Source organism: Anaerostipes sp. MSJ-23, from assembly GCF_018918155.1.
Taxonomy (GTDB): Bacteria; Bacillota; Clostridia; order Lachnospirales; family Lachnospiraceae; genus Anaerostipes.
The window spans coordinates 102149-116453 of record NZ_JAHLPY010000004.1 but is presented as its reverse complement, the minus strand read 5'-3'; the positions used below and the strand labels follow the sequence as shown (position 1 = coordinate 116453).

The window sequence follows — 14305 nt, the reverse complement described above, 5'->3', positions numbered from 1 at the left end:
CATTCTGTTTATAATCGGGGCGACAGGATTTGAACCTGCGACCTCGTAGTCCCGAACCACGCGCTCTACCAAGCTGAGCCACGCCCCGTGCATTTGCTATTATAGCTCTTTTTTTATGTAATTGTAAAGACCAAATTTAAAAAATATAAAAATCGTGTTACAATAAAAAAAAGAAGAAAAAAGAAAGAAGAAAGCAATGAATAAAATCAATTATCAAAAGAAATTGGACCAGATTTTGGAAGGGTTTGATGGAAGGAAGCCAACACTTTTGCTGCATAGTTGTTGTGCACCATGCAGTAGTTATGTGCTGGAATATTTGTCACAATATTTTCACATTACGATTGATTATTACAATCCGAATATTGATTCCAAGGAAGAGTATGAAAAAAGAGTGAAAGAGCAAAAGCGTCTTGTAAAAGAAATGAATCTCAATATCGAAGTATTCGATGGGGGCTATCATCCGGAGATTTTTTATAAAACTGTTCGTGGATATGAAAAAGAACCGGAAGGAGGAAAACGCTGTTATCGCTGTTATGGTTTACGCTTGAGACAGGCGGCAAAGTTAGCGGCACAAAACCATTTTGATTATTTCACAACAACTTTAACAATCAGTCCTCTAAAAAATGCTGCATGGCTTAATGAACTCGGACAAAAAGCAGGAGAAGAAGAAGGGGTAACATTTTTACCTTCTGATTTTAAGAAAAAAGGTGGATATCAGCGATCGATTCAATTATCCAAAGAGTATGATCTTTATCGCCAAAATTTTTGTGGATGTATCTTTTCAAAAAAAGAAAGTGAGGAAAAACGGGGTATTTCATTGAAGAATGGCGAAGATATGAAAAAAATATAATAAAATGTAAAAAAAGCCTTGCATGATCCTTTGATATATGATAAAATTTTTACAATTTGTAGAGAAATATTTCTAAAATAAAGACGCGAGAGAGTATTAGAAAAATGATTTTTTCTAATACTTGGGTTAGTGATTTTTATTTTGGATTTATTTCTCTTTTTTTTGCCCGAAAGGGTTTGGGGAAAGTAACTATTTGTATGACGTTCATTTAGGAGGAAATTTACATGAATGCATTTTTGATATTGGAAGACGGGCACGTTTTTAAAGGAAAAAGCTTCGGTTCCAAAAAAGAAGTAATCTGTGAGGTAGTATTTAATACTTCCATGACAGGATATCTCGAAGTACTGACCGATCCGTCTTATCAGGGGCAGGGAGTTGTTATGACTTATCCGCTGATTGGAAATTATGGGGTATGTCTTGAAGATGCAGAATCAAAGAAACCATGGCATTCTGCATTTATTGTTCGTGAAATCTCAAGAACATCCAGCAATTTTAGAAGACAAGAAGATTTAGAAAAATATTTGATTGATTATGATATTCCTGGAATCAGTGGAGTGGATACCCGTGCAATCACAAAGATTTTAAGAGAACAAGGATGCATGGGAGGAATGATTACAACAAATCCAAATTATAATTTAGATGAAATTCTTCCAAAATTAAAAGCTTACACAGTCACAGATGCAGTGAAAACAGTTACAAGAGAAGAAAAAGAACATTTTAAAGGAGACGGCTTTAAAGTTGCATTATTAGATCTTGGAACAAAAAATAATATTATTCGTTCTCTGGAAAAGAGAGGATGTGATGTAACAGTATATCCTGCTTTTACAACTGCAGAAGAAATTCTTGGAGATCATCCAGATGGAATTATGTTATCCAATGGCCCTGGAGATCCAAAAGAATGTGAATCCATTATTAAAGAAATCAAAAAACTTTATGACAGTGATGTGCCAATCTTTGCGATCTGTCTTGGACATCAGCTGATGGCACTTGCTACAGGAGCAGATACAGAAAAAATGCGTTGGGGACACCGTGGTGGAAATCACCCAGTCAAAGATTTAAAGAGTGGAAGAGTTTATATTTCTTCTCAGAATCATGGGTATGTGATCAAGGAAGATAGCATTCCTTCTGACATTGCAGAAGTTTCCTTTATTAATGTAAATGATAAGACAATCGAAGGTCTTGACTATAAGAATAAGAATATCCGTACGGTGCAGTTCCATCCGGAAGCATGCCCAGGACCACAGGATACCGCATATTTATTTGATGAATTTATGGATAGAATGAAAGGAGCTAAAAATGCCTAAGAGAGAAGATATAAAGAAAGTACTTGTCATTGGTTCAGGACCTATCGTTATTGGACAGGCAGCAGAATTTGACTATGCAGGAACACAGGCCTGCCGTGCACTTCAGGAAGAAGGAGTAGAAGTTGTTCTTGTAAATTCAAACCCTGCAACGATTATGACAGATAAAGATATCGCAGACAAGGTATATATTGAGCCATTAACAGCTTCTGTCATTGAAAAAATCATTGAAAAAGAAAAACCAGATAGCATTCTTCCAACACTTGGCGGACAGGCTGCTTTAAACCTTGCAATGGAATTAGTAGAAAATGGTTACCTTGAAAAATCTGGAGTAAAATTAATTGGTACTTCTCCAGCCACTATTAAAAAGGCAGAAGATCGTCTGGAATTCCAGAATACAATGGAAAAAATCGGAGAGCCAATTGCTGCCGGACAGGTTGTCACAACGATTGAAGATGGTGTGAAATTTGCTAATGAAGTGATTGGTTATCCTGCAGTACTTCGTCCAGCATATACGCTCGGTGGAAGTGGCGGTGGAATTGCACATAATCAGGAAGAATTGGAATCAATTCTTGAAAATGGTCTTCGTTTAAGCCGTGTAGGAGAGGTTTTAGTAGAGCGTTATATCGGTGGATGGAAAGAAATTGAGTATGAAGTAATGCGTGATGAAAATGGAACATGTATTACGATCTGTAATATGGAAAATATTGATCCAGTTGGTGTGCATACGGGAGATAGTATCGTTGTGGCTCCATCTCAGACTCTTGCAGATAAAGAATATCAGATGCTTCGTACATCTGCATTAAATATCATCACAGAACTGGATGTTCATGGTGGATGTAACGTACAGTATGCATTAAATCCAGACAGTTTTGAATATTGTGTTATTGAGGTAAATCCTCGTGTCAGTCGTTCTTCTGCATTGGCATCTAAGGCAACTGGATATCCAATTGCTAAGGTTACAGCAAAGATTGCGATTGGATATACATTGGATGAAATTGAAAATGCAGTTACAAAGAAAACTTATGCAAGTTTTGAACCAATGCTTGATTACTGTGTCGTAAAAATGCCACGTCTTCCATTTGATAAGTTTATTCATGCAAAACGTACACTGACAACACAGATGAAGGCAACTGGAGAAGTTATGAGTATCGGAACAAACTTTGAAGGTGCATTAATGAAAGCGATTCGTTCTCTGGAACAGCATGTAGACAGTCTGATCTTTGGAAACTATGGAGAATTGACGGATGAAGAACTGTTAAAGGAATTGGAAAAAATTGATGACTTAAGAATCTATGTCATTGCCGAAGCAATTCGTCGTGGATTTGATTATGATACAATCTTTAACATTACAAAGATTGACCGTTGGTTCTTAGACAAGATTGCAATTCTTGTTGAAATGGAAAAGAAACTTTCAGAGGCAGAAACACTGGATCACGATTTATTATTAGAAGCAAAACGTCTGGAATTCCCAGATAAAGTGATTGGACAGTTGGTTGGAAAGACAGAACGTGAAATTAAACAGTTAAGAGATGAAATGAATATTCATGCTGCATATAAGATTGTAGATACTTGTGCAGCAGAGTTTGATGCAGAAACACCTTACTATTATTCTTGTTATGACGGAGAAAATGAAGTGGAAGAAACTTCTGGTAAGAAAAAGGTCATGGTACTGGGATCAGGACCAATCCGTATTGGACAGGGGATCGAATTTGATTATTGTTCTGTACACAGCGTATGGGCACTTGCAAAAGAAGGATATGAAACAATTATTGTAAATAATAATCCGGAAACAGTATCTACAGACTTTGATGTGGCAGATAAACTGTATTTTGAGCCATTAACAGCAGAAGATGTAGAAAGCATCGTAGATTTAGAAAAACCAGATGGAGCAGTTGTACAGTTTGGCGGACAGACAGCGATCAAATTAACAGAAGCATTGATGAAAATGGGAGTTCCAATCCTTGGTACAAGCGCAGAAAATGTAGATGCAGCTGAGGACCGTGAATTATTTGATGAAATTCTGGAAGAATGTTGTATTCCAAGACCAAAAGGAACAACAGTATTTACATGTGAAGAAGCAATCAAGGTTGCGCATGAACTTGGATATCCTGTACTGGTACGTCCATCCTATGTTCTTGGAGGACAGGGAATGCAAATTGCTGTATCTGATGAAGATATCAAAGCATTTATGGAAATTATTAATCGTTACGAACAGGAACATCCAATTTTGATTGACAAATACCTTGTTGGTAAAGAAGTTGAAGTTGATGCCGTATGTGATGGAACTGATATTTTGATTCCAGGAATTATGGAACATGTGGAACGTGCAGGTATTCATTCCGGAGATAGTATTTCAGTATATCCATCCATCAACTTAACAGACAAGGTGAAACGTGTCATTGCAGAATATACAAGAAAACTTGCAAAATCTCTTCATGTTATTGGTCTGATTAACATTCAGTTTATCGTGGCAAACGAAGAAGTTTATGTAATCGAAGTAAATCCAAGATCTAGCCGTACGGTTCCTTATATTAGTAAAGTAACAGGAATTCCGATTGTTGCACTTGCAGCAAAAGTGATTACGGGAGCTAAGATTAAAGATCTTGGATATACCACTGGACTTCAGCCAGAATCTGAATATTATGCAGTAAAAAAACCGGTATTCTCTTTTGAAAAACTGAGAGGAGCCGAAGTCAGCCTTGGACCAGAAATGAAGTCAACAGGTGAATGCCTTGGAATTTCTAAAAATTTCCATGAGGCATTATATAAAGCTTTCCTTGGAGCTGGAGTTAATCTTCCAAAATATAAGAAGATGATCCTTACAGTAAAAGATTCTGATAAGATTGATGCCATTGACATCGGACGTAGATTTGTAGCTCTTGGATATGAAATTTTCTCAACAAAGAGTACATGCAGAGTCTTAAATGAAGCTGGAGTACCTGCGAAACCAATAAATAAATTAGAAGAACCATCTCCGAACTTGCTTGATTTAATTTTAGATGATAAAATTGATTTAGTCATCGATACACCTTCCCAGGGTGTTGGCCGAAGCAAGGATGGATTCCTGATTCGTCGTTATGCGATTGAAACAGGAGTTACCTGCCTGACCAGTTTGGATACGGCAAATGCTCTGCTGACTAGTTTGGAAACAGGAAATCGAGATCAATTGACTGTTGTAGACATAGCGACAATTTAGCGAGAAAGAGGAGTGATGTTATGGGTCGATACACGAAACAGGACGTGATTGATTTAGTAAGAGAAAATGACGTTCAGTTTATCAGACTGCAGTTTTCAGATTTATTTGGCACAATGAAAAATGTTGCGATCACAGCACGCCAGCTTGAAAAGGCGTTGGATAATAAATGCACATTTGATGGATCTTCTGTGGATGGTTTTGTGCGTATTGAAGAATCGGATATGTATTTATATCCAGATTTGGATAGTTTTGTAATTTTCCCTTGGAATGCAGGGGGAAATCGAGTGGCAAGACTGATCTGCGATGTATATGGACAGGATGGAATGCCGTTTGCCGGAGATTCCAGACACGTTCTGAAACGGGTACTTAGAGAATGCAAAAATATGGGATATAAGTTTAACGTAGGACCAGAATGTGAATTTTTCTTATTTCACACCGATGAAGAAGGACGTCCAACAACGATATCTCATGAGAAAGCAGGATATTTTGATGTAGCCCCATTGGATCTTGGAGAAAGTGCAAGAAGAGATATGATTCTGAATCTGGAGGAAATGGGATTTGAAATTGAAGCATCCCATCATGAAGTGGCACCGGCTCAGCATGAAATCGATTTTAAATATGATAATGCGTTACGCACAGCCGATAACATTCTGACCTTCAAATTTGTCGTAAAATATATCGCAAAAAGACATGGATTGTATGCAAGTTTTATGCCGAAACCAATCACAGGTGTAGATGGATCCGGAATGCATTTAAATATGTCTTTATGGAAAGATGGCAGAAATATTTTCGCTGATTCCAAAAATCATATTGGAATTAGCGATGAAGCCTTTCATTTTATGGCAGGAGTCATGAAACATGCCAGAGAAATGAGCCTGATTACAAACCCTCTGGTAAATTCCTATAAAAGAATTGTGCCGGGATATGAAGCGCCAGTTGATGTTTCCTGGGCTTCTTCCAATAGAAGTCCGTTGATTCGAGTGCCTTCTGCAAGAGGAATCGGAACAAGACTGGAATTTCGAAGCCCGGATTCCGCTGCCAACCCATATCTTGCATTGGCAGTTAGTTTGGCAGCAGGACTGGATGGAATCCAGCAGAAGATGACTCCTGGAAAAGGAGCATCTGGAAATCAGTATGAAATGGCAGAAGGAGAAAAGGAGAAAGCAGGTATTATGGTGCTTCCAAGAGATTTGAAAGAATCCTTGGATCTGTTTGAACATAGCGAATACATGCGGAAAGTTCTCGGAGATCATATTTATACGAAATATATAGAAGCCAAAAGAAAAGAATGGGAATCTTACCAGAAATTTGTAACACAGTGGGAAATTGATGAGTATTTGTATAAGATTTAATTTTCTAGATCGAGAGATCCTAGGGGGTGAGGGCTGTGGTTAATGTCGTTGTTTTGTTTCCGAAACAAGAAATTGCCAGAAACATTAGAAATCTACTTGTTAGAAATGGTTTTGATGTTATTGGTGTTTGTGTAACGGGAGCGCAGGTAATGCAGCGAATGGAAAGTCAGGAAGAAGGGCTTGTCATTTGCGGTTATAAATATGCAGACATGATATACACGGAACTGAGAGAATACCTTCCAAGAGATGTTCATATGCTCTTGGTTGCCTCCCAGGCTCATTTGGAAGATTGTATGTATGAGAATGTATCCTGTCTTCCGATGCCTCTGAAAGCTCATGAGCTTGTAGAAAAGGTAAGAGAAATTGTCAGTGAAATTTCCTTTGCTCAGAAAAAGAAAAAGCATAAGCCAAAGCAGAGAACACGGGAAGAATTGGAATTATTGGATGAAGTCAAATCTCTGCTCATGCAAAATAATAGGATTTCGGAAGAAGAAGCCCATAGTTATATACAAAGAAGAAGCATGAACAGTGGTGTGGGACTGATTGAGATGGCAAAAATGATTAAGGAATCATTAATATATCATAATGATTAATTTAGGAGGAACTTATGTTTAAAATCAATGACAACTATTTGAAATTACCAGGAAGCTATCTGTTTTCTACAATTGCAAAAAAAGTAGCTAAGTATACAGAAGAAAATCCTGACAAAAACATTATCCGTCTTGGGATTGGTGATGTTACACAGCCACTGGCACCAGCGATCATTGACGCATTGCACAGTGCAGTAGATGAAATGGCTCATGAAGAAACATTCCATGGATATGCACCGGACCTTGGATATGAATTTTTAAGAAACGCTATTGCAAAAAATGATTATAAAGATCGCGGAGCAGATATTGCTGCTGATGAAATCTTCGTAAGTGACGGAGCAAAATGTGATTCTGGAAATATCCAGGAAATCTTCTCAATCGATAATAAAATCGCAGTATGTGATCCTGTATACCCTGTATATGTAGATACAAACGTTATGGCTGGAAGAACAGGAACTTATGATCCAAAAGCGGAAACATGGAGCGATGTGATCTATATGCCTTGTACAGCAGATAACAACTTTGCACCAGAATTTCCAGATGAAGTACCAGATATTATTTATCTATGCTTCCCAAATAACCCAACAGGAGCAACAATTACAAAAGATCAGCTTCAGGGATGGGTAGACTATGCAAATAAAAATGGATGTGTCATTATCTATGATGCTGCTTATGAAGCTTATATTTCTGAAGATAATGTAGCTCACACGATTTATGAATGTGAAGGTGCAAGAACATGTGCTATCGAATTAAAGAGTTTCTCTAAAAATGCAGGATTTACCGGTGTTCGTCTTGGATACACTGTAATTCCAAAGGATTTAAAATGCGGAGATACACAATTGCATTCTCTTTGGGCAAGACGTCATGGAACAAAATACAACGGAGCTCCTTACATTGTACAGAGAGCCGGAGAAGCTGTTTATTCTGATGCTGGAAAAGCACAGTTAAAAGAACAGGTTGGATACTACATGAATAATGCCAAAGTAATCTATGAAGGATTAAGAGATGCAGGATATACGGTATCTGGTGGTGTCAACGCACCATATATCTGGTTAAAAACTCCAGATAACATGACATCATGGGAATTCTTTGATCATCTGTTAAAAGATGCAAATGTTGTTGGAACACCTGGATCAGGATTCGGACCAAGCGGAGAAGGATACTTCCGACTTACAGCGTTCGGTAACTACGAGAATACAGTCGAAGCGATCGAACGAATCAGAAAAATGTAATTTTATCTTGAAATAAAAGTAAAGGCAGATTTGGCTTTTTATAGCAGATCTGCCTTTTGTATTTTGTTCTTGTATTCATTGAAGTTTTTATATACAATAGAAGAAAAAGAAAACCAGCATGAAAAAAAAGGAGATACAAAACCAATGAAAAAGTTAGCGATTGCTCAGGAATTAAAAGAAAATGCTTACCCTGGACGTGGAATTGTAATTGGAAAATCCAAAGACGGGAAAAAAGCAGTAACTGCATACTTTATCATGGGACGCAGCGAGAACAGCCGTAACCGTGTGTTTGTGGAAGAAGGAGAAGGAATTCGTACACAGGCATTTGATCCGGCAAAATTGGAAGATCCAAGTTTGATTATTTATGCACCTGTTCGTGTTCTTGGAAATGAAACGATCGTAACAAATGGAGATCAGACAGATACTGTATATGAAGGAAGAGAACAGGGATTGACTTTTGAACAGTCTTTAAGAAGTCGCGAATTTGAACCGGACGGTCCAAACTACACACCAAGAATTTCTGGAATCATGCAGATTAAAGATGGAGAATTCCATTATGCAATGTCTATTTTAAAAAGCAACAATGGAAATCCAGAAAGCTGTAATCGTTTTACCTTTACTTATGAAAATCCAATCGCTGGAGAGGGTCGTTTTATTCACACTTATATGCATGATGGAAATCCGTTGCCAAGTTTTGAAGGGGAACCAAAACTGATTGGAATCGAAGAAGATATTGATGACTTTACAAATACACTTTGGAATAGCCTAAATGAAGATAATAAAGTATCTCTGTTTGTACGTTATATTGATATTGCAACAGGAAAATATGAGACAAGAATTGTAAATAAAAATAAATAGTCAGCGAAACAAAGGAGAAAAAAATGAAAGAATTAGAATTAAAGTATGGATGTAATCCAAACCAGAAACCATCAAGAATTTATATGGAAGATGGAAGCCATCTTCCAATCGAAGTATTAAATGGAAGACCAGGATACATCAACTTTTTGGATGCATTTAACGGATGGCAGCTTGTAAGGGAATTAAAGAAAGCGACAGGTCTCCCTGCAGCTACTTCTTTTAAACATGTATCTCCTGCTGGAGCTTCCGTAGGACGTCCAATGTCTGATACTTTAAAGAAAATTTATTGGGTAGATGATATGGGAGATTTATCTCCACTTGCATGTGCTTATGCAAGAGCAAGAGGCGCAGACCGTATGTCTTCCTTTGGAGATTTCATTTCCTTATCAGATGTATGCGATGCTGACACTGCACGTCTGATCAAAAGAGAAGTATCAGATGGAGTCATTGCTCCTGGATATACGGACGAGGCATTAGAAATTTTAAAAGCAAAGAAAAATGGAAATTATAATATTATCAAGATTGATGAAAACTATCAGCCAGCACCATTAGAACATAAACAGGTCTTTGGAGTAACCTTTGAACAGGGAAGACAGGAACTTCCAATCGATGATGAACTGCTTGCCAATATTGTAACAGAAAACAAAGAAATTCCAGAGGAAGCATTGATTGATATGAAGATCTCCCTGATTGTACTAAAATATACACAGTCAAACTCTGTATGTTTTGTAAAAGACGGTCAGGCAATTGGAATCGGGGCAGGACAACAGTCTCGTGTTCACTGTACAAGACTTGCTGGACAGAAAGCAGATAACTGGTGGCTGAGACAGTGTCCGAAAGTTATGAATCTTCCATTTAAAGAAAAGATTCGTCGTGCAGATCGTGACAATGCTATTGATCTTTATATTGGAGATGAATATATGGATGTTCTTGCAGATGGTGCATGGGAAAATATTTTTACGGAAAAACCAGAAGTGTTCACAAAAGAAGAAAAAAGAGCATGGCTTGATAAGTTAACAGATGTAACTCTTGGATCCGATGCATTCTTCCCATTCTTTGATAATATCGAAAGAGCGCATAAGAGTGGAGTAAAATATATTGCACAGCCAGGAGGATCTGTAAGAGATGAGGCAGTCATTGATTGCTGCAACAAATATCATATGGCAATGGCCTTTACAGGAATCCGTCTCTTCCATCACTAAAAACATTGACAAGAAGAATATGACATGATAAAATAAAAATAGTGTTAAAAAAATAAACTTGTGAGAGAAGATTAATTTATCATATAACAAAAAAGAATTCCCTAGAGAAATCAGGGAATTCTTTTTTTGTTTCATAAGAAATTTCGATAAAATAAAAAAATCACCAAAGAAGTATCTGGATTGAACAAAATAAGAGAATCCGTACTTTTGGTGATTATTTTTTTGAGACTATACGTTGAAACGGAATACAATGATGTCTCCGTCTTTTACGATGTATTCTTTTCCTTCTTGGCGTACAAGTCCTTTTTCTTTACATGCGTGCATGCTTCCATTTTCCATCAGATCATCATAAGATACAACTTCAGCACAGATGAATCCACGTTCAAAGTCGGTATGGATTTTTCCAGCTGCCTGTGGAGCTTTTGTTCCTTTATGGATTGTCCACGCGCGGGTTTCATCTTCTCCAGAAGTAAGGAAGCTAATCAGTCCAAGGAGAGAGTAGCTTGCAGAGATCAACTTTTCGAGACCAGATTCCTTTAATCCAAGATCTTCCAAAAATTCTTTTTTCTCATCATCATCAAGTTCTGAGATTTCCTGTTCAATTTGCGCACATACAGCAAAAACCTTGGCATCTACACTTTCAGCATATTTTCTTACTTCGTTTACAAATTCATTGTCTTTTGCATCGTCAGCAAGATCATCTTCTGTCACATTGGCAGCAAAGATTACAGGTTTGATGGTCAAAAGATTACAAGAATTTAAGATTGCCTGATCATCTTCATCATCAACTTCGAATGTTTTAGCAAGTTTTCCATCTTCAAGATGAGCTTTTACTTTTTGAAGAAATTCTACTTCATGAGCCAGTGCTTTATCATTTCTGGCACCACGAGTAGATTTCGCAATACGGCGGTCCAGTACTTCAATATCAGAAAAGATTAACTCGAAGTTAATAGTTTCAATATCACGGAGTGGATTAATGGATCCATCTACATGGACGATATTGCTGTCTTCAAAACAGCGGACAACATGAACGATAGCATCAACTTCACGGATATTAGCAAGAAATTGATTTCCAAGACCTTCTCCTTTAGAAGCTCCTTTTACAAGACCAGCGATATCAACAAATTCGATAGCGGCTGGGATTACTTTTTTTGAATGATACATTTCAGCCAGACGATCCACACGTTCATCAGGAACTGTAACGATACCAACGTTTGGATCAATGGTACAAAATGGATAGTTAGCTGATTCGGCACCTGCCTTGGTCAAAGAGTTAAATAAAGTACTTTTTCCGACATTTGGCAGTCCGACAATTCCTAATTTCATAATGATTTCCTTTCTCGTTGCATATTTTTTCAGTTAATAGTCTAACACAAGGAGCTTGAAAAGAAAAGAGAAATACGATAACATCTTAAGCGTAAGCAAAAAAAGAACAGACAAAGAAAGGAAGAGACTTATGGAACATGAGATTCGATTTCCGCATCTTGGAATTGTGCTGAAAAATGTTGGAGACGGGTTTAACATTGGCGGATTTGAGATAAAATATTATGGAATCATGATTGCTCTTGGATTTTTATTCGGAATGATTGTTGCATATCAGGCAGCAAAACATACAAAAGATTTTGATCCAGAACTTGTTTTTGATTATCTGATCTGGATGGTAATTCCGGCAATTGTCGGTGCAAGACTTTACTATGTTATTTTTTCATGGGATTACTATGGAAAGCATCCAGGGGAAATCTTTGCAATACGAAATGGCGGCTTAGCTATTTATGGTGGTATTTTGGCATCGATCCTTGTTTTATTTATTTTTTGTAAAGTGCGGAAAGTATCAATGATGAAGTTTGCTGACATCGCGGTGAAAGGACTGTTGGTAGGACAGATTCTTGGACGATGGGGAAATTTTTTCAATCGAGAAGCGTTTGGAAGATATACAGATAGTTTATTTGCAATGCAGATACCAACCGATTTTTTCGTCGATCACGGAAGAATGGGTGAGATTATCAAATCAGGAGTTTATAATACGCCAGTTTACCTTCCATCATCGACTGGGGATGCGATTACTTATATTCAAGTACATCCGACATTTCTATATGAAGGTTTGTGGAATCTGGCTTTGCTTATTTTTATTATATGGTTTACAAAAAGAAAAACTTTTGATGGTCAGTTGCTTGCAATTTATCTGGCTGGTTATGGAATCGGAAGATTTTGGATCGAAGGATTGCGTACAGATTCTCTAATGCTTGGAGGTACAGGAATCCGAGTATCACAGCTTCTTGCAGCGATTCTTGCACTCATTGGAATAGGAGCAATTTTATATCAGACCATTCGTAGAAAGAGAATGGAAAAATAAAGGAAAAAAGGCAGAGAGTATTTCATAAAAAAAGTGAAAATCTCTGCTTTTTCTTTTCAGAAAATGTCAATAAGAATAAGAAAAAACTAAGATTTGGTTATGGATTCTGCCTTGCTTTTTTCATAGCTATCGTATAAAATATTATCAGTAAGTAGTTTTAAGTGGTAAAAGGTGGGAAATTTGTCATAGGAAACCACCAAAATAAAATCAAAGCAGAGGCAGGCTGATAATCCGGTTCAGATTCTAAAAAAGATGGAACATAAGTTTGTTATGACACGGGTTAGATGGATGCCTGTTTGTTTTCTTATCCGATGGGTGGACAAGACTTTGCACGATGGCTGCTTATTAGGATAAAATGTCAGGAAACTTATAAGTTTTTGTGACTGAAATTTTGATATGAATTATGTAGGGGGACTTATGAAATTTGAACACATATCTGTGTTGCTGAATGAGACAATTGAAGAGCTTCATATCAAACCTGATGGAATTTATGTAGATGGGACCCTTGGAGGAGGAGGACATGCTTATGAAATTTGTAAAAGGCTGTCTGACAAGGGAAGATATATAGGAATCGATCAGGATGCCGATGCGATTGCGGCAGGAAGTAAACGTTTGGAACCTTTTGGTGAGAAAGTAACGATTGTTCGAGATAACTATGTGAACATGCCAAAAGTGTTACATAATCTTGGAATCCAAAAGGTAGATGGCATTTTGTTGGATCTTGGCGTATCTTCTTTTCAGTTAGACGAAAAAGAGCGTGGTTTCACTTACCGTGAAGATGTTCCATTGGATATGCGTATGGATCAGAGACAGGAGCTGACAGCAAGAGATATTGTCAACAATTATTCGGAAATGGAGCTTTTCCATATTATTCGTGATTATGGAGAAGAAAAATTTGCAAAAAATATTGCAAAACATATTGTAAACAAAAGAAAAGAAAAACCTGTGGAAACAACAGGAGAGCTGATAGAGATTATAAAAGGTGCAATTCCCATGAAAGTAAGAGCTGTGGGAGGTCATCCGGCAAAGAAAACATTTCAGGCAATTAGGATTGAATGTAACAGAGAACTAGATGTTTTAAAAGAAAGCCTGGATGCAATGATTGATTTGCTTAATCCAGGTGGAAGGCTTTGTATCATCACTTTTCATTCATTAGAGGATCGAATTGTAAAGCGTGCTTTTAAGAAAAATGAAAATCCATGTACTTGTCCGCCAAATTTTCCAGTCTGTGTATGTGGAAAAGTTTCAAAAGGGAAGCAGCTAACACGCAAGCCAATTGTTCCCGGAGAGGAAGAATTATCAAATAATAAGCGAGCAAAAAGTTCGAAATTAAGAGTTTTTGAACGCGCATTCTAACGGGGAGGGTTG

11 protein-coding genes and 1 tRNA gene are annotated in these 14305 nt (G+C 37.3%); 10 read left to right on the top strand and 2 right to left on the bottom strand.

The window, feature by feature from the left end; translation table 11 throughout:
* Nucleotides 1-14: 14 nt before the first annotated feature.
* Nucleotides 15-88: transfer RNA gene (locus KQI71_RS05060), tRNA-Pro, on the bottom strand.
* Between the two features lie 108 nt (nucleotides 89-196).
* Between KQI71_RS05060 and KQI71_RS05055 the strand changes: the two genes are divergently transcribed.
* The 8 genes from KQI71_RS05055 to KQI71_RS05020 all read left to right on the top strand — a co-directional run bounded on the left by KQI71_RS05055 (nucleotide 197) and on the right by KQI71_RS05020 (nucleotide 10584).
* Nucleotides 197-850, top strand: coding sequence for an epoxyqueuosine reductase QueH (locus tag KQI71_RS05055; RefSeq protein ID WP_216434710.1), 654 nt, complete (start codon nucleotides 197-199; stop codon nucleotides 848-850).
* 224 nt (nucleotides 851-1074) lie between these two features.
* On the top strand, nucleotides 1075-2154 hold the full coding sequence (locus KQI71_RS05050) for a carbamoyl phosphate synthase small subunit (RefSeq protein WP_216434709.1): 1080 nt from the start codon (nucleotides 1075-1077) through the stop codon (nucleotides 2152-2154).
* Entirely contained in the window at nucleotides 2147-5350 is a 3204-nt protein-coding gene (gene carB, locus KQI71_RS05045) for a carbamoyl-phosphate synthase large subunit (RefSeq protein WP_216434707.1), read from the top strand. Before KQI71_RS05050 ends, carB begins: the two co-directional genes overlap by 8 nt.
* Before the next feature lie 20 nt (nucleotides 5351-5370).
* Entirely contained in the window at nucleotides 5371-6702 is a 1332-nt protein-coding gene (glnA, locus tag KQI71_RS05040; RefSeq protein WP_216434705.1) for a type I glutamate--ammonia ligase, read from the top strand.
* Nucleotides 6703-6737: 35 nt separating this feature from the next.
* Entirely contained in the window at nucleotides 6738-7295 is a 558-nt protein-coding gene (locus KQI71_RS05035; protein ID WP_216434703.1) for an ANTAR domain-containing response regulator, read from the top strand.
* A gap of 14 nt (nucleotides 7296-7309) precedes the next feature.
* Complete coding sequence (locus tag KQI71_RS05030; RefSeq protein ID WP_216434701.1) at nucleotides 7310-8524, top strand: LL-diaminopimelate aminotransferase; 1215 nt, start codon at nucleotides 7310-7312, stop codon at nucleotides 8522-8524.
* 144 nt (nucleotides 8525-8668) lie between these two features.
* Nucleotides 8669-9382 carry an IMP cyclohydrolase gene (locus KQI71_RS05025; RefSeq protein ID WP_216434699.1) on the top strand — a complete coding sequence of 238 codons (714 nt, stop codon included), beginning with the start codon at nucleotides 8669-8671 and terminating at the stop codon, nucleotides 9380-9382.
* Nucleotides 9383-9405: 23 nt separating this feature from the next.
* A complete protein-coding gene (locus tag KQI71_RS05020) occupies nucleotides 9406-10584 on the top strand; it encodes a phosphoribosylaminoimidazolecarboxamide formyltransferase (RefSeq protein ID WP_216434697.1) in 1179 nt (392 codons plus the stop codon).
* A gap of 228 nt (nucleotides 10585-10812) precedes the next feature.
* On the opposite strand, the gene ychF is transcribed toward KQI71_RS05020, so the two are convergent.
* A complete protein-coding gene (gene ychF / locus KQI71_RS05015; RefSeq protein ID WP_216434695.1) occupies nucleotides 10813-11910 on the bottom strand; it encodes a redox-regulated ATPase YchF in 1098 nt (365 codons plus the stop codon).
* A gap of 130 nt (nucleotides 11911-12040) precedes the next feature.
* Here ychF and lgt point away from each other — a divergent pair, with 130 nt between their 5' ends.
* Together lgt and rsmH are read left to right on the top strand one after the other, a co-directional pair.
* Nucleotides 12041-12937, top strand: a complete 897-nt coding sequence (gene lgt / locus KQI71_RS05010) for a prolipoprotein diacylglyceryl transferase (RefSeq protein WP_216434692.1) — start codon at nucleotides 12041-12043, stop codon at nucleotides 12935-12937.
* A 417-nt stretch (nucleotides 12938-13354) separates the two neighbouring features.
* Nucleotides 13355-14293 carry a 16S rRNA (cytosine(1402)-N(4))-methyltransferase RsmH gene (rsmH, locus tag KQI71_RS05005; protein ID WP_216434690.1) on the top strand — a complete coding sequence of 313 codons (939 nt, stop codon included), beginning with the start codon at nucleotides 13355-13357 and terminating at the stop codon, nucleotides 14291-14293.
* Nucleotides 14294-14305 lie beyond the last annotated feature (12 nt).

What these genes read in the sequence shown, in the direction of transcription:
- KQI71_RS05055 (WP_216434710.1), top strand. Translation starts at nt 197, where the DNA reads ATGAATAAAATCAATTATCAAAAGAAATTGGACCAGATTTTGGAAGGG.
- KQI71_RS05050 (WP_216434709.1), top strand. Translation starts at nt 1,075, where the DNA reads ATGAATGCATTTTTGATATTGGAAGACGGGCACGTTTTTAAAGGAAAA.
- carB (WP_216434707.1), top strand. Translation starts at nt 2,147, where the DNA reads ATGCCTAAGAGAGAAGATATAAAGAAAGTACTTGTCATTGGTTCAGGA.
- glnA (WP_216434705.1), top strand. Translation starts at nt 5,371, where the DNA reads ATGGGTCGATACACGAAACAGGACGTGATTGATTTAGTAAGAGAAAAT.
- KQI71_RS05030 (WP_216434701.1), top strand. Translation starts at nt 7,310, where the DNA reads ATGTTTAAAATCAATGACAACTATTTGAAATTACCAGGAAGCTATCTG.
- KQI71_RS05025 (WP_216434699.1), top strand. Translation starts at nt 8,669, where the DNA reads ATGAAAAAGTTAGCGATTGCTCAGGAATTAAAAGAAAATGCTTACCCT.
- KQI71_RS05020 (WP_216434697.1), top strand. Translation starts at nt 9,406, where the DNA reads ATGAAAGAATTAGAATTAAAGTATGGATGTAATCCAAACCAGAAACCA.
- ychF (WP_216434695.1), bottom strand. Translation starts at nt 11,910, where the DNA reads ATGAAATTAGGAATTGTCGGACTGCCAAATGTCGGAAAAAGTACTTTA.
- lgt (WP_216434692.1), top strand. Translation starts at nt 12,041, where the DNA reads ATGGAACATGAGATTCGATTTCCGCATCTTGGAATTGTGCTGAAAAAT.
- rsmH (WP_216434690.1), top strand. Translation starts at nt 13,355, where the DNA reads ATGAAATTTGAACACATATCTGTGTTGCTGAATGAGACAATTGAAGAG.